The sequence below is a fragment of the Actinoplanes sp. NPDC023801 genome, from assembly GCF_040639655.1.
Classification (GTDB): Bacteria; Actinomycetota; Actinomycetes; order Mycobacteriales; family Micromonosporaceae; genus Actinoplanes.
The window spans coordinates 104,037-121,967 of sequence record NZ_JBFAAI010000006.1 but is presented as its reverse complement, the minus strand read 5'-3'; the positions used below and the strand labels follow the sequence as shown (position 1 = coordinate 121,967).

Here is a 17,931-nt window from a genome sequence, read left to right as displayed (position 1 = left end):
TCAGCGGACGCCGGCCGGGATCCGCTCGCGATCCCGGTCGAGCCGTGCCAGCGCCAGCGGGGCGAGGCGGCTGTGCCGAAGGCCGGCCCGGATCCCGATCAGGGCCACCGCCAGCACGATCGTGATGACCGCGATGCCCGCCACCGCGGTGGCCTGGCCACCCGGCAGGGCCACCACACCGGCCGCGATCGGCAGGCCCACCAGTGCGGCCAAGCCGGTCACCTGCAACGGCGCGGCCAGCAACGGGTGTGCTGCCGCGGCACGCAGAGCCGGCGGAACCGGTGTGAGCGGCGCGGTGGCGAACGCCCCCGAACCACGCCGGACCCAGCCGAGGCGCCGCACGGTAGCGGTCAGCACGATGAGGGCCGGCACGGCCGGAAGCAGAGCGGCGGTGGGTGCCGCCGACAGACCGGGGATGACCCCGGAGACGAGTGGCACCGCGGCGAACACCGCGACACCCGCGACGACGAGCGCGGACAGCAGCCCGGCCCGGCGGCGGAGCTGACGGGCGGTGCCGACGGCCGACATGCCGTCGGCGAGGAGCCCGGCGGCGAGCCAGACTGCGGCAAGGGTGCCGATCAGGATGACGTCCACAGCGGTGTTCACATCGACAGCGTTCACCGTTCACGCCAGTTGCGAAACCGGGAAATGCCCCGACGAGGTACCCCTACGGGTGCGATATCACGTTCCGTGTCTGCCTTGTCGCTCCACGCCAGGAAAGCCGTGGACGATGTGGACAAAGCCCGCAATCAAAGAGTGACGCGCGCCTCACTGTCGGAACAAAGATCTTTTGGGTCAGACCGCGAACTCGTGGACCGGTTCGGTCGCCGGTGCGGGCGGAGCCGCCTTCCACAGGCCCAGCTTCTGCGCGCCGAGCCGGCTCAGGTAAGCCGGATTCAGAAGGATGTACCGCTTCCACAGCCGCTTCGGCTCCAGGCCCAGACGCCACAGCCACTCCAGCGCGTACTTCTGCATCCACGCGGGCGGGTTCTTCAGCAGGCCGGCGTGATAGTCGAAGGCGGCGCCCACGGCCAGCAGCGGCATGTCCAGCAGCGGCCGCATCGCGTAGGTGAAGATCTCCTGCCGCGGGCAGCCGAGCCCGACCAGCACGATCCGCGCGCCGGACGCCTTGATCCGCTCGGCGATCGCCTCGGGCTCGCCCGGTTGCGACTTGCGGAACTTCGACGCCTCCACCCCGGCGATCTTCAGGGCCGGGAACATCCCCTGCAAGGCCGGCACCAGCCGCTCGAGTGTCGGTTCGGTCGAGCCGTACAGGTAGATCGGCAGACCCTCGGCGGCGGCCTGCTCGACCACCTTCAAGGTCAGGGTGGGCCCGTACACCCGATCGGTCAGCCCGGCGCCGTGCAGCGTGTTGAGTGCCCACCGGACCGGCTGCCCGTCCGGTGTGACGAGGTCGAAGGAGTTGAGCCGCGCGTTGTGCGCCGGATCCTCGACACCGGTCATCACGCCGTGCACGGCCAGCGCCGTGACAGCGAAGCCACGGTGTTCCCGCGCCGCTTCGATGATCCGTGCCGTAGCAGTCGCATAGTCGGTCGCATCCACAAGCACACCGAGCACATTGCGCTTGCCCTGCCCGACACCCGCACCAGTCGCCGTCACGACCGAACTCCACCCTTGAGGACCGAATAAGGCGGCGAGCATAACGCTCCCCGGAACTTCACCCGAAAGTTGACGCCGGCTTCCCGCTTCCCGAGCAACCATCGGCCAGTCACGGCTGAACCCACAATCCCCGATTCGTGTCCGGCAGGCTCAGGCCGTACCGCCAAGGGGTGGAGATCCGCACCCACAGTGCCGAACCACCCACCGCAAGCAGGTCACCACCAGCGACCAAGGTCATCAACCGCAACCGATCCGCCGACCGCAACCAAGGTCACCAACCGCGACCGAACCGCCGAGCGCAAGCACCGTGATGCGGGGTTCCCGGGGGCTCGGCCCACGGGGTAGATATGACGAGGGCGACCCCGGTCCGCGCTTCCCGCGGACACTGGTCGCCCATTCGCTCTCGTGGGGATGGGGGGAGTTGAACCCCCACGTCCTTTCGGACACACGGACCTGAACCGTGCGCGTCTGCCATTCCGCCACATCCCCATGTGACTTTCCGCCAAGATCATACATCTGATCTTTTTGGCTGAAGCTGACCGGTCGGGCCTGCTTCTTGTTACTGGCTGCGACAGACTACGCTGTCGCACGTCACCTAGCGAGTTGATATCGCCCCGGCAACGGAGGAAACATTAGCACGGCGTTGCGGGGCGCCATACGAGGGTCAGAAGTGCCGGCTGCTCTTGGGCTACAGATGCGCAAGCGGTCGCCGGATACCATCATGTCCTCGGAACCCGAGGAGGAGCCGGTGAGCGTGCTGCAGCGCTTTGAAAAGCGATTGGAAGGCCTGGTCGAAGGGGCCTTCGCCAAGGTCTTCAAGGGTGTCGTGCACCCTGTGGAGATCCTGAATGCCATGCAGCGGGAGGCCGAGGCGCACAAGGCCATCCTGGCCGGTGGGCGCACCCTCGTGCCCAACCGCTACGTGATCGACCTGTCGCCCTACGACCACAGTCGTCTGGCGCCCTATGCGGCCGCGCTGGCGCAGGAGCTGGCGCAGTCCCAGGCCGAGTTCATCGGCGAGCAGGCCTGGACCGTGTACGGCGACGTGATCGTCGAGATCGAGCGTGGCGACGGCCTGGACACGGGCATGTTCCGTGTCACGGCGGAGGTCTACACCGGTGGCGAGGTCGCCCCGGTGCAGCAGCCCGCCTACGACGCCGGCCCGCAGTATTCGCCCTACGACCAGCAGGGTGGCTACCAGCAGCATCACGGTGGTCACGGCGGCCCGCGCAGTGTCGGTCTGGTCTCCGGTGACGGGCGGACCTATCCGCTGCAGATGGGCTCGACGGTGATCGGTCGTGGCGACCAGGCGAACCTGCGTCTGCCCGACGTCGGCATCTCCCGCCGGCACGCCCGGCTGGACTACGACGGCAACCAGGTCGTGCTGACCGACCTGGGCTCGACGAACGGCACCATGGTCAACGGCCAGCGGGTGTCCGCCGTCGCGCTGAACCCGGGCGACATGATCCAGCTCGGGACGACCACGCTCACCTTCCGAGTGGACGGCTAGCAACCTTGCCCGAATTCGTCCTCACCGTCGCCCGGTTCGGATTTCTCATCCTTCTGTGGATCTTCGTGTTCACGGTGGTCGGGGTGATCCGGCGGGATCTCTTCGCAGGCGGCCGGACCAAGAGCATCGTCGCCAGCCCTCGGGGGGTGGGTGGCGCGGTGCTTCAGGGCCGGCCCGCGAAGGCGAAACGCGGTAAGGCAGCGCGGCAACTGGTCGTGACTGCCGGCAACCTGGCCGGCACGAGGATCACACTCGGTGAAGCCCCGATCACGATCGGGCGGGCTGAGGATTCGACGCTCGTCATCACCGATGACTTCGCGTCGGCCCGGCATGCCCGGCTGGTGCCCCGTGAGGGTCAGTGGTTCGTCGAGGACCTCGGCTCGACCAACGGCACCTACCTTGATCGCGGTAAGGTCTCCGGACCCACTCCAGTCCCCCTTGGCGTTCCGATCCGGATCGGGCGCACTTCTCTCGAGTTACGGCCATGACCCTGACCCTGCGCTATGCCGCTCAGAGCGACCGCGGTCTGATCCGAGACCTGAACCAGGACTCCGTCTACGCCGGGCCGCGACTTCTCGCTGTCGCGGACGGCATGGGCGGCATGGCCGCCGGTGACGTCGCGTCCAACATCGTCATCGCTGCGATGGCCCCTCTCGATGACGACGTCCCCGGGGACGCCATGGTCGACGCCCTGCGGCATGCCGTCGGGACCGCCAATCAGCAGCTGCGCGACACCGTCGACGCCAACCCTCAGCTGGAGGGGATGGGGACCACGCTCACCGCGGTCCTCTTCTCCGGCAGCAAGTTCGGGATGGTGCACATCGGCGACTCCCGGGCGTACCTCCTGCGCAAGGGTGAGTTCGCGCAGATCACCAAGGACGACACGTACGTCCAGATGCTGGTGGACGAGGGCCGGGTCAGCCCGGAGGAGGCGAGCAGCCATCCGCAGCGTTCGCTGCTCACCCGTGCGCTGGACGGCCGGGACATCGACCCGGAGTACTCGGTCCGCCAGGTGCTCAAGGGCGACCGTTACCTGATCTGCAGCGACGGCCTCTCCGGTGTGGTCAGTGGTGAGACGATCGCGCAGACGATGCGCGAGCTGACCGACCCGAAGGCGTGCGTCGAGCGGCTGGTGCAGCTGGCGCTGCGTGGCGGCGGACCGGACAACATCACGGTCATCATCGCCGACGCCATCGACAAGGACATCGTCGAGCAGGCCCCGATCGTGGGCGGCGCCGCATCACTCGACCGGGGCAACACCACGGTCGCGGACAGCTCCACCTCGGCGGCGCGGGCCGCGGCCCTGAAACCGCCCCGCCCGGCGGCCCAGCCGGAGCCGGCGAACGGTTACGACCGTGACGCGGAGCCGGCCGGTCACCCGGTGCGGACCGCCCTGCTGGTGCTGGTTCTGCTCGCGGTGCTCGGCGGCGGTCTGTGGGCCGGCTGGCGATACACCCAGGATCAGTACTACGTCGGAGCCACCGAGCAGGGGCAGCTGGCCATCTTCCGGGGAGTGCCCGGACAGGTCGCCGGCATCGAACTGTCGACGGTGAGCGAGACGAGCACGGTTCAGCTGGACGACCTGACCACGGCCGCACAGGACCGCGTCAAGCAGGGCATTCAGGTCGCCGATCAGGCCGCCGCCCGGACCGCGCTGACCGACCTGACGGCGGACGACCCGTCCAACGCGAACCTGAAGCCGCTCTGCGCCGCTGCCGGCACGACGCCGTCGGCCTCGGCGACACCGACACGGCCGGTCAACGCGAGCCCGCCGACCGCCTCCGCTCCGGCTGCCTCCGAAAGCGCTCCGCCGACGGTCGACCCGGTCGGGTGCCGGACCGTCGACTGAGCACGGCCTACACGTCTGGGGAAATTCTTGACCGCGTCCGCCGTACCGGCTCCCACGCCCGCCTCCACGGGCGAGATGTCGCGTATCCGGGGATTGAAGACACGCCGCAACGCCGAGCTCGGGCTGCTGGTGTTCGCCATGCTGCTCGTCGCGGCGTTCGGTGCGACGGTGGAGGCCAACCAGTTCGACGAGATCCGTCCTGGCTTCTGGCTGCCCGCCGCCCTGATCGGCTCGCTCTTCTTGGGCCTGCACATGGTGGTCCGATTCACCGCGCCGTACGCCGACCCGGTGCTGCTGCCGTCGGTGGCACTGATCAACGGCATCGGGGTGGCGTTCCTGCGCCGTCTGGACATCGCAAAGGCGATCGCGCAGGGGACACCCGAACCGGGGCTCTTCGCCGACACCAGCGGACGTCAGCTGGCCTGGACGCTGCTGTCGCTGGTGCTGGCCTCGGTGCTGCTGCTCGTGCTGCGCGATCACAAGGTCATCTCGCGGTACGCCTACACGCTCGGCCTGGTCGGCATCGTGCTGATGATGATCCCGGCAGTGCTGCCCGAGGACTACTCCGAGGTCAACGGCGCGAAGATCTGGATCAGGTTCGGTTCGTTCTCGATCCAGCCCGGTGAGTTCGCCAAGCTCGCCCTGGTCTCGTTCTTCGCGTACTACCTGGTCCGCAAGCGCGAGGTGCTGTCCCTGGCCAGCCACCGATTCCTCGGCATCGACTTCCCCCGCGGCCGCGACCTCGGCCCGGTTCTGACGGTGTGGCTGTTCAGCCTCCTGGTCCTGGTCTTCGAGAAGGACCTCGGCACCGCGCTGCTCTACTTCGGCCTCTTCGTCGTGACGCTCTACGTCGCCACCGAACGATCCAGCTGGCTGATCATCGGTCTGATCCTGTTCTTCGGTGGCGTCTACGTCGCCTACCTGCTGGGCGCCGCGGTCGGCGGGCCGTTCGCCAACTTCTACGACCGGGCCGAGCTCTGGCTCGATCCGTTCTCCCAGGAGAACTACAACCGGGAGAGCGGCAACAGCTACCAGCTGGTGCAGGGCCTGCTCGGCCTGGGCACCGGCGGTCTGTTCGGCACCGGTCCGGGCGCCGGGTCGCCGGGCAAGGTGCCGGAGGTGCGGACCGACTTCATCTTCGCCGGCCTCGGTGAGGAGGTCGGCCTCTTCGGTCTCTCCGCGATTCTGATCATCTACCTGCTGATCGTGGAGCGCGGCCTGCACGCGGCCCTGGCGGTCCGGGACTCGTTCGGCAAGCTGGTCGCCGGCGGTCTCGCGTTCACCCTCGGCCTTCAGCTCTTCGTCATCCTCGGCGGCATCACCGGTCTCATCCCGCTGACCGGTCAGACCACCCCGTTCCTCTCCGCCGGTGGCTCCTCGCTGATGGCGAACTGGTTGCTGATCGCCATGCTGCTACGGATCTCGGACGCCGCGAGGCGCCCGGCGAACACTCCTGCCGAACGGGCCGGCGGGCCCAAGAAGGCACCCACCCAGTTGCACGGCGCCATGACGGAGGTGATCAAGCCGTGAACGCCCCTCTCCGACGCTCCGGCGTCGTCATCCTCGTCCTCTTCGCTCTGGTCTTCGGCAAGTTGAACTGGGTCCAGGCGTACAAGGCCGACGAATACCGCACCGACCCGCGGAACAACCGGGTCCAGGTCGCCGAGTACGAACGTCCCCGCGGCGTGATCGAGGCCGGCGGTCAGACGCTTGCCTCGAACACCGAGACCGGGGGCGAGCTGAAGTACCAGCGGATCTACCCGAAGAAGGAGGTCTACGCGCCGGTGATCGGCTACAAGCCGGTCAACCTCGGTGCGACCGGCGTCGAGAACTTCGAGAACGACATCCTCTCCGGCTCCAGCGACAAGCTCTTCGCGGACCGGGTCAGCGACATGTTCACCGGTGACAAGACCGGTGGCGGCAACATCGTGCTGTCGTTGATCCCGCGTGCCCAGGAGGTCGCGTGGAAGGAGATGGTCAACAACGAGCGCGGCGTGAAGAGGGGCGCGGCGGTGGCCATCGACCCGGCCACCGGGGCGATCCAGGCGATGGTCTCCATGCCGAGCTACGACCCGAACCCGCTGGCCAGCCATGACGACAAGGTCGCGGTGGCCGCCTATCGGAAGCTCGACTCGGACAAGGGCCAGCCGCTGTTGAACCGGGCCGTCGCCAACACCCTGCCGCCCGGCTCGGTCTTCAAGGTGATCATCTCGGCGGCGGCACTGGAGTCCGGCCAGTACAAACTGGACACCGAGGTCCCGGCGGGTGCCGTCTACCAGGAGGGCGGTGCCACCATCCGCAACTCCGCGGACGAGGTCTGCCCCGGCGACGAGATCACTCTCAAGGAAGCACTCACTACGAGCTGTAACACCGCGTACTCGAGGATGGGCGTGAAGCTCGGCCGCGATGTGGTGATTAACACAGCGAAGAAGTTCGGCTTCGAGGACGAGTCACTCCGTGTAGGAGACCTGGAGGACCTGAACACGGGCCTCAGCGTGGCGGCCAGCCGGACCGGCGCGATCGCCAACCAGGACGGCAGCGTCGACAAGGCGGCACTCGCCCAGTCGTCGCTCGGCCAGCGTGACGTGCGGATGACCCCGCTGCAGGGCGCGCTGATCGCCTCCACGGTGGCCAACGACGGCAAGCAGATGCGGCCCTACCTGGTGCAACAGCAACTCGACTCGGACCGGCGGGCGATCTACGCCGCCAAGCCGAAGGTCCTGCGCGAGCCGATCACCTCGGATGTCGCCGACGGCCTCCGGGAGATGATGATCAGTGTTGTTCAGAACGGCACCGGTAAGAATGCCAAGATCAGTGGCTTGAGCGTCGGAGGCAAGACCGGCACCGCGCAGAACGCCGAGGGAGCCGACGACCACGGATGGTTCATCGGGTTCGCGTACGACAAGGACGGTAAGCCGGTGTCCGCGGTGTGCGTCATGCTGGAGAACGTGCCCGGTGGTCACGCGAGCGCCGAGGCAGCCCGCATCGCCGGGCTCATCATGAAGGCCGCCGGCCGGGGAGGGGACTGACATGATCCGCCCAGGGGTCATGCTCGGTGGGCGATACCGCTTGGAGGAGCGGATCGCCGGTGGCGGCATGGGTGATGTCTGGCGTGGCATCGACGACGTGCTCGGCCGGACGGTCGCCGTCAAGATTCTGCTGCCCGCTCTGCTCGACGAGCCCGGCTTCGCCGAGCGCTTCCGGGGCGAGGCGCGGACGATGGCCACCATCAACCACCCGGGCGTCGTGGACGTCTACGACTACGGCAGCGATCAGGAGATCGCCTTCCTGGTCATGGAGTACGTGGAGGGTGACGCTCTCTCCCGGACGCTGAGCCGGGTGGGCCGGTTGACCCCGGCGCGCACCATGGCGCTGGTCGCACAAGCCGCCGACGCGCTGCAGGCCGCGCATGGCAACGGCATCGTCCACCGCGACGTCAAACCCGGGAACCTTCTGGTACGCCCGAACGGCACCCTGGTCCTCACCGACTTCGGTATCGCCCGCTCTGCCCTGGTCGGGCAGCTGACCGTGGCCGGTGCGGTGCTCGGCACCGCTTCCTACATCTCTCCGGAGCAGGCCGCCGGCGACGTCGCGACCGCCGCGTCCGATGTGTACGCCCTCGGCGTCGTCGCCTACCAGTGCCTGTCCGGCCATCGCCCGTTCGACGGGGCCACCCCGATCGAGATCGCGATGAAGCACGTCCGGGAGACACCGCGTGCGCTGCCGGCCGACATCCCACCCGCGGTGCGCGCCATCGTGGAACGGGCCATGGCCAAGGACCCCGCGGCCCGCTGGCCGAGTGCGTCGGCGATGGCCGCGGTGGCCCGGCAGGCGGCGTCCTCGCTGACCACCGCCCAGCAGCCGGTTTCGCCGCAGCCTCCGCAGGTGCACAACTCGCGTCCGACGAGCGCGCCGCCGAACCGTCCGCAGTCGGGCGGGCCCACCTCGGGTGCGGCCCGTGCCTCAGTGCCACATCGGCCGGTGTCGGGTGCCCGCGGCGCGGCGTCGGTTCCGTCGCCGCCGCAGATGGCTCAGCCGATGTCGCCGCCGGCCCCTCCGCCGTACCGTCCGCAGTCGGGTCCACCGGCCAACGCCTACCACGTGCCGGCTCCCAAACAGGAGAGTTCGTTCGGGCGTCAGGTGCTCGTGGTGCTGGCCGTGGTGCTGGCGCTCCTGGTGCTGCTTTGCGCCGGTGTCATCTCTTTCCTGTTACGACAAGGCAACAGCCCCACCGCCTCAGGCAGCACGCTGGGTCATCACAGCAGCTCTGAGGCTATCCTCCGCTCGGGCGTGGTCGTCGACCCTGTGTCGGTGGCGTCGTACCGTCTTATGAAGGCCGATGCCCAGCTCGGCTGGTTCCGACCGAACGAAGGACGACAGACGTTATGACGGCCCAGGCCCGCCTGCTCGGTGGCAGGTATCAGGTCGGCGAGCTGCTTGGCTACGGCGGCATGGCCGAGGTGCACAAGGGTCGCGATCTGCGCCTAGGCCGTGACGTCGCGATCAAGATGCTGCGTACCGATCTGGCCCGTGACGCCACGTTCCAGGAGCGGTTCCGTCGTGAGGCGCAGAACTCGGCAGCTCTGAACCACCCCGCGATCGTCGCCGTCTACGACACCGGCGAGGAGATCTCCGCGACCGGGGAGAAGCTTCCGTTCATCGTGATGGAGTTCGTCAACGGGCGGACTCTCAAGGAGGTCCTCGCCCAGGAGCAGCGGCTGCAGCCACGCCGTGCCCTCGAGATCATCGCCGACATCTGTGCCGCCCTGGAATTCAGCCACCGGCACGGGATCATCCACCGGGACATCAAGCCCGGCAACGTGATGATCACCCAGAACGGCCAGGTCAAGGTGATGGACTTCGGCATCGCGCGGGCTCTGGCCAGCGGTGCCACCACGATGACGCAGACCAGTGCGGTCATCGGTACGGCACAGTATCTTTCGCCGGAGCAGGCGCGCGGTGAGTCCGTCGACGCCCGTTCCGATGTGTATGCGGCCGGCTGTGTCCTCTTCGAGCTGGTCATCGGCCACCCGCCGTTCGTCGGCGACAGCCCGGTCAGCGTGGCGTACCAGCATGTTCGTGAGGAGCCGCGGGTTCCGAGTTCGGTCAACCGGGAGGTCCCGGCGGACATCGACGCGATCGTGCTGAAGGCGCTGTCCAAGAACCCGCTCAACCGTTACCAGAGCGCTCAGGAGATGCGCGCCGACGCGCTGCGTGCCGTCTCCGGCCGTCCGGTGATGGCCACCCCGGTGATGAACCAGGCCGAGACCGTCGCGATGCAGGGCGGCGCCCGTCAGTGGCAGCCGCAGGCGGCCACCACCGTGCACCGGCCGGTCCCGGCGACGATGGCGCCCCCCCAGAAACCGGAGAGCCGATCCTCGTGGGTGATGGCCGTGGTCGCGGGCCTGGCCGTGCTCGTGGTGGTGGTCCTCGGCGTCGCGCTGGCGATGAGCGGCGGCGACAAGAAGACCCCGACGACCAACGACCCGCCGACCACCGCGATGATCCAGCTCGAAGGGCTGAAGCCCGACGCCGCGGAGAAGCAGCTCACCGACGCGGGGTTCACCAACGTCGTGCCCGGTAAGCCCGAGACGAAGAAGGGCTGCGACGGCACGATCGTCTCCCAGACGCCGGGTGAGGGCGCCACGGTGAAACTCACCGACAAGGTCACCTACACGGTCTGCGCCGCCCCCGATCCGGTCACGGTGCCGAGGGACCTGCTCGGTACCTCCGCCGGTTCGGCCGAGAATCGGTTGAGGGAGCTCGGTCTGGATCCCAAGATCGTGCGGGTGGACGATTCGGCCAAGAAGGACGAGGTCCTCGAGGTCGAGAAGGCGGGCCAGGAGGTCGACCCCGGCACCGAGATCACCGTGAAGGTGTCGAACGCCGAACTGGTGAAGGTGCCCGACGTCGAGAACGAGACCTTCGAGACCGCTCAGGCGCTGCTCGAGCGCGAGGGCCTGATCGCCGAACCGGTCTTCGTGCTGGTCGACGGCGAGCCCGGCACGGTGATCAAGCAGCTCACCAAGGCCGGCAAGGAGGTCAAGCGGAACTCCAAGGTGCAGCTCCAGGTCATCCAGGAAGCCGACCCTGACCCCAGCCCGTCCGCGTCCACCGGTACCGGCACCGGTACGGGTGAGGGCGGCGGCGAGGGCGAGTAACCCGCGGCCGCAGAAACGGCGAAGGCCGGTGACCCGAACGGGGTCACCGGCCTTTATCGTCGGTCAGCGGGTCATGCGGTCGCGAAGGCAGCCCGGCGGCGGGTCTCCACCTCGGCGGCCAGCTCCGGCGCCTTCTCCAGCGCCGACGGCAGACCGCACGACGCCAGCCAGTTCGCCAGCATGGTGTGGCCGCCTTCGGTCAGCACCGACTCGGGGTGGAACTGCACACCCTCGATCGGCAGCTCGCGGTGGCGCATCGCCATGACCACGCCGGACTCGGTCGTCCCGGTCACCTCGATCTCCGCGGGCAGGGTGTCCGGCTCGACGGCCAGCGAGTGGTAGCGGGTCGCGGTGAACGGATCCGGCAGGCCGGCCAGCACCCCGGTGCCCTGGTGATGCACCTCGGAGGTCTTGCCGTGCAGCAGCTCGGGGGCACGGCTCACCGTGGCCCCGAACGCGGCCCCGATCGCCTGATGACCGAGGCACACGCCGAACATCGGCAGCTTCCCGGCGTACTCCCGGATCACGTCCATCATGATCCCGGCACGGGTCGGCTCGCCCGGGCCCGGCGAGAGCAGGATGCCGGCCGCGCCGAAGGAACCGACGTCGGCCACCGAGATCTCGTCGTTGCGGCGCACCTCGCACTCGGCACCGAGCTGGCCGAGGTACTGCACCAGGTTGAAGACGAACGAGTCGTAGTTGTCGATCACCAGAATGCGCACGTCTTCACCTGCTGGGGCTCGGCTTGGGCTGGTTGGAGGTAGTGCTGTAGGGCAACTCGTCCGGAGCACCCTCGTCGCCGGGGATGGTGCCACCGGCGTCCTGCCCGGTGCCGGCCTCGACCTGGACGTCATCGAACGGCAACAGCGGCGTCGCCCACGGGAAGATCACATACCAGAGCAGAGCGCCGACCGCGGAGATGAGCACCAGCGAGAAGGTGAGCTTGCTCCAGGCACCGCCCGGGAACTTGCGCCAGATCCACGCGTACATCGCCGTCAAGTCGCCTTCATCTCGGCCGGCATGCCGGCGTCGGTCAGGGTCTGGTCCCGGGGCACCGTCTTGACCAGTTCGGCGTGGATGATCAGCCGCTCGTAGTTGTTGAACTTCGGGTTGCAGGTGGTCAGCGTGAGCAGCGCCTTCGTCGGCTTGGCCCGGGGCTTGCCGGGGACCGGAGCGACCACCTCGACCTGGTTCGGCTTCACGACTTCCTGCTGGTAGACGTGATAGACGTACCAGCTGTCGCGGGTCTCGACCCCGATGACGTCGCCGTCGTTCAACTCGTCCAGCCGCCAGAAGATCTTCCGGACCCGGTGACCGGCGACCGAGAAGTTGCCGACCTGACCGGGCTTCGCGGTCTCCGGGTAGTGGCCCGGCGCGTACCGGATGTCGTCGGGCTGCACGCCGTCGACGACCACCCACTTCTTGTCGAGTTTCGGGATGTAGAGCCGGCCGACAAGACCGGCGCCCGGCGCTTTCGGGGCCTTCACCGCGGTGCTGGCGGTTGGCGCGACCGTCGGGTCGGCCCAGGCCTGGTCCAGTTCCTCGGCGAGTTGGTCCTGCTCGTCGTCGACCGCGGCCGAGTTGCCGAAGACCTGGTAGCCGGCGAAGAGCAACACGACGAGACCGAAAGTGATCATCAGTTCGCCGGAGGTGCGGATGCCGGTACGGATGCGCGAACCGATGGTGGGCCGGGTCAGCTCGGAGTAGACGCTCTTGTAGCCCTCGTCGGTCTGCTCCGGCCGCAGCTTGACCACCCGCTCACCCCGCTTCGCCCTGACCGGCTCCGGCGGGTCGGGTTCCGGGTCGCCCCCGGTGCGGGCGCCGGGGGCCGCGGGCGACACCGATGCGGCGCCGACCACCACGTCCGGGCCTGCCGCCTCGCGCGCGGCCTGCGCCGCGTTGCCGGGCGAGATGCCGGCCGGCTTGGCCGGTGGAACGGTGGGCAGGATGCCGGTGGGGGCGTCGACGGTACGGATGACCGTCGTGACGCTCGGATCACGCGTAGGCCCGGCCGTCCACGGGGGCGTCGGCCCGGCCGCTGCGGGCTCCGTGGGAGCGGGCAGCCAACCGGGCGGGGCCGCCGGTGTGGTTGCGGTGCTGTGACGTTCCGGCGGAGGCCAGGCGGTGTCCGATCGTGCCCAGCCGGGCCGGGCTCGGTCGTCCTGCTCGCCGGACGGTGCCCATGCGGTCGTCGCGCCGTCGTAAGCCTCCGCGAGACCCGCGGGCGCCTGACCCTGACCCGATCCCGACGGTGTCAGCGCGGCCGGTGTCCGTGAGGCCGCGACATCGGCCGGACCTGGTCCGAACGGTGTCGGCCCGGCCGGTGTTTGCGGCGCAGCGACGTGGAAACCCGGACCCGGCGGTGTCGGCGGGACAGGTGTTCGCGGGACCGCGGCAGGAGCTGAGGCCGGACCCGACGGCGCCGGTGACGCCGGTCCATGAGCCGGCCCGACCCCCGGGAACGCCCCATTCGGCGCCGCGGGAGACGGACGAGCCGGAGACGAGGCCGACGACGGCGCCGCGGAGGTGTCGATGCGAGCGGTCACAGCCGGATCCCACACCGGTTCGGTATGGGCCGCCGCCCGGGATGCCGGACGAGGCGCCGGAGGGGTGGCGTGCGCACCGTTCAGCGGCTCGCTGAGCGACGTGGACGGCGGAGCCGTCGTCGTGGTGGGCAACGGGGCGGTGAAGCTGTTCACGCCGCTCTCAAGGGCCGTTCCGCCAAAGAAGGCGAAGCCGGTATCCGTCGGTGACCCCTTCGTTTCCGCGGACCGGCGGCGGGCTGCCTGAGCCGCGGCGCTGATCTCGTCGAGCCCGGCAGCCGGCGGCGTGACCGCGGGCCGCACCGGTGGCTGCGGGATCGGTGCCTGCGGGACGGGTGCCTGCGAGATCGGCTGCGCGACCGGTGCCTGCGGGACCGGTGGCTGCGGAACCGGTGGCTGCGCGACCGCGGGTCTCGGCGGCCGGGGGTCGACGTTGCCGCCGAGGCCGACCGGCGGCGCGAGTGGCCCCCCGGGGACGCCGTCGGGCGAGGCGTCGGTGATGCGCGGGATGTATGCGGTCTGAGCGTCGCCGTCCGGCGCGCGGTGCCGGCCCGACCCGGACGGCTTCGCGGGGTACTCCGGGGGCACCATCACCGGGCAGCCTGCGCCGATCGGAGATCGGTCGATCCGTCGTACGCCTGCACTGTCACGTTCTTCTCCACCTTTTCCTGGTAACCGAGCCCGAAGTCGGCGACGGCCTCCCGGAACTTCCTGACTCCCTCTGACGAGTCCAACGCATGACTTAGCGCTGTGGGTTCGCCAATCGCGGTGATCTTGAAGGGTGGTGAGAAGACCTGACCGTGAAGGAGCAGCGTGTTGCCGACACAGCGTACCGCGCTCGTGGAGATCACACGGACATCCATGATCGTCATGGCCTCGGCTCCGCCGGCCCACAACGCGTTGACTACTGCCTGGACATCGCCCTGGTGAACGACCAGATCGTCGTTGTCGGGGGCGTTGTCACCGAAGTCCGATCCGCGGCGTGGTGAGTCGTTGAGCGTCACGGTGACGCCGGGGCCCCGCAGCTCCGAGAATCCCGCCGACTGCCGCAGGGCGTTGGCCTGATTCAGTGCCGTCTGGTCGAGTTGGGCCAGACGGCCGGTCTGCTGGTCGACCTCGGCGAGCAGCCGGGCGGCCTTTTTCTCGCTGGTCGCCAGCCGCTCCCGTTTCTCGGTGATCAGCTGGGTCAGTTGCGGCCGGCGGTCGTCGCGCAGTGCCGTGCCGTCGGCGGTGGTCGCCGAGGTGGTGAAAAGCAGGCCCGCGGCCAGGGCGATCAGCGGAACGCCGGCCGACCAGGCGGATCTGCGGCGGCCGCGCAACGGCCGCAGGCCTCGCGCGACGCGCCGGAGAACGAGCTGCCAGGAGGCTCCACCGGTGCCGTTCGGCACGTCGCCAACCCCACGAAAAGCCACCCAGCCCCCTCAGAAACAGACGCTCGGGGTATTTTCTCGCCCCGGCGGGTGCCTGTCTGCGTACCGCCTTGACTACGCTAGCGGGCGAACAGTATTCGCCACGGGCAGCATTCGGGAGATCCGGAGCCGCTCAGCGGTGGGTTGTTCACCACTTGTTGCCCTCAGGAGAGCACCGTGCCCAAGTCACAGGTTCGCAAGAAGAAGGTCTACACCCCGCCGTCGGACATCAGCCCGGCCGTCAAGGGTGCGTCCAACAAGCCGAGTCCGGTCTGGGTCCCCGTCACCGCGGTGTCCTTGATCGTGATCGGCATCGCCTGGCTGGTCGTTTACTACCTGTCCTCGCAGCAATGGCCGGTGGCCAGCTGGGAGTACTGGAACCTCGCCGTCGGATTCGGCTGCATGGTGGCTTCGCTGGGTCTGCTCTCCCGCTGGCGCTGAATCTCACAGCCCGCGATCACGCGGATGGTGGAAAACTCCAGAAGAAAGCGCACCCCCGCCGGGCGTGGGGTGCGCTTTCGGCGTGGGGACGAGCTTCCTTGACCAGCGGCCCGCACCCGTCTATTACTCGTGGGTAACATGGGTTGGCGCACCGCCGACCGAGGAGGCACCACATGGGGTACGCGCAGATAGTCGCCACCGTCTTAGCGGGGGCAATCACGGTGGCGGCCGTCTACCTTGCGGTCCGTGCCGTCATGACCATCACTGCGGTGATCCGGCAGGGTCAGCCCGACCCGGCCAGATTTGCCGATCCGAAGGTCCGGACGAAGACCATGCTGGTGGAGACCGTCGGTCACACCAGGATGTTCAAGTGGAGCGCGATCGGCGCGGCCCACTGGTTCGTGATGGTCTCGTTCGTCATCCTGTCGTCGCTGGTACTCGAGGCGTACTTCGAGGTCGTCGACCCGGACCTGGGCCTGCCGATCATCGGGCACTGGGTCGTCTTCGGCCTGGTCACCGAGTGGATCGGCATCCTCGGCACGATCGGCATCCTCTACCTGGTGTTCGTACGCCAGCGGGAGAAGCCGGGCGCGGTCAAGCGGAGCCGGTTCCTGGGTTCGACCATGTGGCAGGCGTACTTCGTCGAGGCCGTCATCGTCGGGGTGCTGGTCTTCGGGTTCCTGATCCGGGGCTTCAAGGTCGCCAACGACCACTTCGAGTACCCGCTGTGGGCCACGCCGCTGAGCCACGCGATCGGCTCGGTGCTCCCGGCCTGGGAGGACGGCGCCACCTGGGCCGCCCTCGTGAAGATCATCATCTCGATGACCTGGCTGATCACCATCTCGCTCAACCCGACGATGGGTGTCGCCTGGCACCGCTTCCTGGCGTTCTTCAACATCTACTTCAAGCGCAGCCCGGAGAAGCCGGCCGGGTCCGGTCTCGGCGCGCTGAAGCCGATGATGAGCGGGGGCAAGCCGCTCGACTTCGAGGAGGCCGACCCGGAGAAGGATCTCTTCGGTGTCAACCAGGTGGAGCAGTTCACCTGGAAGGGCCTCCTCGACTTCTCCACCTGCACCGAGTGCGGCCGCTGCCAGTCGCAGTGCCCGGCGTGGAACACCGCGAAGCCGCTGTCACCGAAGCTTCTCGTGCTGTCGCTGCGCGATCACGCGTACGCCAAGGCCCCTTATCTTCTCGCCGGAGGCGGCAAGGACCTGATGGGCGAGGAGAAGGCCACCGAGGCCCAGCTCGCGCACATGGACGTCCTGGCCCTGGCCGAGGCCGGCCGCCCGCTGATCGGCGGCGCCGACGACAACGGCGTCATCGACCCGGACGTGCTCTGGTCCTGCACCACCTGCGGCGCCTGCGTCGAGCAGTGCCCGGTCGACATCGAGCACATCGACCACATCGTCGACATGCGCCGTTACCAGGTGCTGATCGAGTCGAGCTTCCCCTCCGAGGCCGGCGTCATGCTGCGCAACCTGGAGAACAAGGGCAACCCGTGGGGCGCGCCGCAGAACACCCGCGAGGACTGGACCAAGGGTCTGGACTTCGAGGTGCCGCGGGTCGGCGAGGTCGAGGAGTTCGAGTATCTGTTCTGGGTCGGCTGTGCCGGCGCGTTCGAGGACCGGGCCAAGAAGACCACCCGCGCAGTGGCCACGCTGCTCAACGAGGCCGGCGTCAGCTACGCCATCCTCGGCGAGGGCGAGACCTGCACCGGCGACCCGGCCCGGCGGATCGGCAACGAGTTCATCTTCCAGATGCTCGCCCAGCAGAACGTCGAGACGCTGACCGAGGCCTTCGAGGGGCAGAAGTCGAAGAAGATCGTCGCGACCTGCCCGCACTGCTTCAACACCCTCGGCAACGAGTACGAGCAGCTCGGCCTCAAGGTCGAGGTGGTGCACCACACCCAGCTGCTGGCCCACCTGGTCGCCACCGGGAAACTCACCCCGGTGCAGCCGGTCGACGGTGGGGTCACCTACCACGACCCCTGCTACCTGGGCCGGCACAACCGGGTCTTCGACGCGCCACGTGAGCTGCTCGGCACCGCGATCGCCGGTGACGTGGTCGAGATGCCGCGCAACCAGGAACGCTCCTTCTGCTGCGGCGCCGGCGGCGCCCGGATGTGGATGGAGGAGCGGATCGGCAAGCGGATCAACGTCGAGCGCACCGAGGAGGCCCTGGCCACCGGCGCGAAGACGATCGCCGTGGGCTGCCCGTTCTGCTACACGATGATCGGTGACGGTGTCACCGGTAAGGGGAAGCAGGAGGAGGTCGAGGTCATCGACGTCGCCACGGTCCTGCTCCGTTCGCTGAAGCAGGAAGCCTGAGACAGGAACTGAAGCTCCGGGCCGAGGGCCGGTCGCGTCATGCGGCCGGCCCTCGGCCGTCTCCGGCACCA

15 protein-coding genes and 1 tRNA gene are annotated in these 17,931 nt (G+C 68.6%); 9 read left to right on the top strand and 7 right to left on the bottom strand.

Going from position 1 to position 17,931, the window contains the following annotated elements:
* The 3 genes from AB0G04_RS14230 to AB0G04_RS14220 form a co-directional block, all read right to left on the bottom strand.
* A complete protein-coding gene (locus AB0G04_RS14230; RefSeq protein ID WP_360981927.1) occupies window positions 1–606 on the bottom strand; it encodes a hypothetical protein in 606 nt (201 codons plus the stop codon).
* A 189-nt stretch (window positions 607–795) separates the two neighbouring features.
* The gene (locus AB0G04_RS14225; RefSeq protein ID WP_360981925.1) at window positions 796–1,620 is read right to left on the bottom strand and encodes a WecB/TagA/CpsF family glycosyltransferase; all 825 of its coding nucleotides are present in this window, start codon (window positions 1,618–1,620) and stop codon (window positions 796–798) included.
* Window positions 1,621–2,026: 406 nt separating this feature from the next.
* Window positions 2,027–2,109, bottom strand: a tRNA-Leu gene (locus AB0G04_RS14220).
* A 232-nt stretch (window positions 2,110–2,341) separates the two neighbouring features.
* On the opposite strand from AB0G04_RS14220, the gene AB0G04_RS14215 reads away from it, so the two are divergent.
* The 7 genes from AB0G04_RS14215 to pknB all read left to right on the top strand — a co-directional run bounded on the left by AB0G04_RS14215 (window position 2,342) and on the right by pknB (window position 11,140).
* On the top strand, window positions 2,342–3,130 hold the full coding sequence (locus AB0G04_RS14215; protein WP_106327929.1) for a DUF3662 and FHA domain-containing protein: 789 nt from the start codon (window positions 2,342–2,344) through the stop codon (window positions 3,128–3,130).
* Between the two features lie 5 nt (window positions 3,131–3,135).
* Window positions 3,136–3,618 carry an FHA domain-containing protein gene (locus AB0G04_RS14210; protein ID WP_360981923.1) on the top strand — a complete coding sequence of 161 codons (483 nt, stop codon included), beginning with the start codon at window positions 3,136–3,138 and terminating at the stop codon, window positions 3,616–3,618.
* Window positions 3,615–4,979 carry a PP2C family serine/threonine-protein phosphatase gene (locus AB0G04_RS14205; RefSeq protein WP_360981921.1) on the top strand — a complete coding sequence of 455 codons (1,365 nt, stop codon included), beginning with the start codon at window positions 3,615–3,617 and terminating at the stop codon, window positions 4,977–4,979. Before AB0G04_RS14210 ends, AB0G04_RS14205 begins: the two co-directional genes overlap by 4 nt.
* A gap of 75 nt (window positions 4,980–5,054) precedes the next feature.
* A complete protein-coding gene (locus AB0G04_RS14200) occupies window positions 5,055–6,509 on the top strand; it encodes an FtsW/RodA/SpoVE family cell cycle protein (RefSeq protein WP_360982293.1) in 1,455 nt (484 codons plus the stop codon).
* On the top strand, window positions 6,506–8,008 hold the full coding sequence (locus tag AB0G04_RS14195) for a penicillin-binding transpeptidase domain-containing protein (RefSeq protein WP_360981919.1): 1,503 nt from the start codon (window positions 6,506–6,508) through the stop codon (window positions 8,006–8,008). The genes AB0G04_RS14200 and AB0G04_RS14195 overlap by 4 nt, the downstream gene beginning before the upstream one ends.
* A 1-nt stretch (window position 8,009) precedes the next feature.
* Window positions 8,010–9,368 carry a serine/threonine-protein kinase gene (locus tag AB0G04_RS14190; protein WP_360981917.1) on the top strand — a complete coding sequence of 453 codons (1,359 nt, stop codon included), beginning with the start codon at window positions 8,010–8,012 and terminating at the stop codon, window positions 9,366–9,368.
* Window positions 9,365–11,140, top strand: a complete 1,776-nt coding sequence (gene pknB, locus AB0G04_RS14185; protein ID WP_360981915.1) for a Stk1 family PASTA domain-containing Ser/Thr kinase — start codon at window positions 9,365–9,367, stop codon at window positions 11,138–11,140. The genes AB0G04_RS14190 and pknB overlap by 4 nt, the downstream gene beginning before the upstream one ends.
* 71 nt (window positions 11,141–11,211) lie before the next feature.
* On the opposite strand, the gene AB0G04_RS14180 is transcribed toward pknB, so the two are convergent.
* From AB0G04_RS14180 to AB0G04_RS14165, 4 genes are read right to left on the bottom strand one after another with little or no spacing between them, the layout of a single operon-like run.
* Entirely contained in the window at window positions 11,212–11,862 is a 651-nt protein-coding gene (locus AB0G04_RS14180; RefSeq protein WP_360981913.1) for an aminodeoxychorismate/anthranilate synthase component II, read from the bottom strand.
* A 4-nt stretch (window positions 11,863–11,866) separates the two neighbouring features.
* A complete protein-coding gene (locus tag AB0G04_RS14175) occupies window positions 11,867–12,130 on the bottom strand; it encodes a hypothetical protein (protein ID WP_360982291.1) in 264 nt (87 codons plus the stop codon).
* Window positions 12,131–12,135: 5 nt separating this feature from the next.
* Window positions 12,136–14,274 (bottom strand): class E sortase, encoded by a 2,139-nt coding sequence (locus AB0G04_RS14170; RefSeq protein ID WP_360981911.1) that lies wholly within the window; start codon window positions 14,272–14,274, stop codon window positions 12,136–12,138.
* The gene (locus AB0G04_RS14165; protein ID WP_360981909.1) at window positions 14,274–15,071 is read right to left on the bottom strand and encodes a DUF881 domain-containing protein; all 798 of its coding nucleotides are present in this window, start codon (window positions 15,069–15,071) and stop codon (window positions 14,274–14,276) included. The genes AB0G04_RS14170 and AB0G04_RS14165 overlap by 1 nt, the downstream gene beginning before the upstream one ends.
* Before the next feature lie 198 nt (window positions 15,072–15,269).
* On the opposite strand from AB0G04_RS14165, the gene AB0G04_RS14160 reads away from it, so the two are divergent.
* Both AB0G04_RS14160 and AB0G04_RS14155 read left to right on the top strand, forming a co-directional pair.
* Complete coding sequence (locus AB0G04_RS14160) at window positions 15,270–15,533, top strand: cell division protein CrgA (RefSeq protein ID WP_360981907.1); 264 nt, start codon at window positions 15,270–15,272, stop codon at window positions 15,531–15,533.
* Between the two features lie 173 nt (window positions 15,534–15,706).
* Complete coding sequence (locus tag AB0G04_RS14155) at window positions 15,707–17,860, top strand: (Fe-S)-binding protein (protein WP_360981905.1); 2,154 nt, start codon at window positions 15,707–15,709, stop codon at window positions 17,858–17,860.
* Window positions 17,861–17,931: the final 71 nt, after the last annotated feature.

What these genes read in the sequence shown, in the direction of transcription:
- AB0G04_RS14215 (WP_106327929.1), top strand. Translation starts at nt 2,342, where the DNA reads ATGTCCTCGGAACCCGAGGAGGAGCCGGTGAGCGTGCTGCAGCGCTTT.
- AB0G04_RS14205 (WP_360981921.1), top strand. Translation starts at nt 3,615, where the DNA reads ATGACCCTGACCCTGCGCTATGCCGCTCAGAGCGACCGCGGTCTGATC.
- AB0G04_RS14200 (WP_360982293.1), top strand. Translation starts at nt 5,055, where the DNA reads ATGTCGCGTATCCGGGGATTGAAGACACGCCGCAACGCCGAGCTCGGG.
- AB0G04_RS14190 (WP_360981917.1), top strand. Translation starts at nt 8,010, where the DNA reads ATGATCCGCCCAGGGGTCATGCTCGGTGGGCGATACCGCTTGGAGGAG.
- pknB (WP_360981915.1), top strand. Translation starts at nt 9,365, where the DNA reads ATGACGGCCCAGGCCCGCCTGCTCGGTGGCAGGTATCAGGTCGGCGAG.
- AB0G04_RS14175 (WP_360982291.1), bottom strand. Translation starts at nt 12,130, where the DNA reads ATGTACGCGTGGATCTGGCGCAAGTTCCCGGGCGGTGCCTGGAGCAAG.
- AB0G04_RS14170 (WP_360981911.1), bottom strand. Translation starts at nt 14,274, where the DNA reads ATGGTGCCCCCGGAGTACCCCGCGAAGCCGTCCGGGTCGGGCCGGCAC.
- AB0G04_RS14155 (WP_360981905.1), top strand. Translation starts at nt 15,707, where the DNA reads ATGGGGTACGCGCAGATAGTCGCCACCGTCTTAGCGGGGGCAATCACG.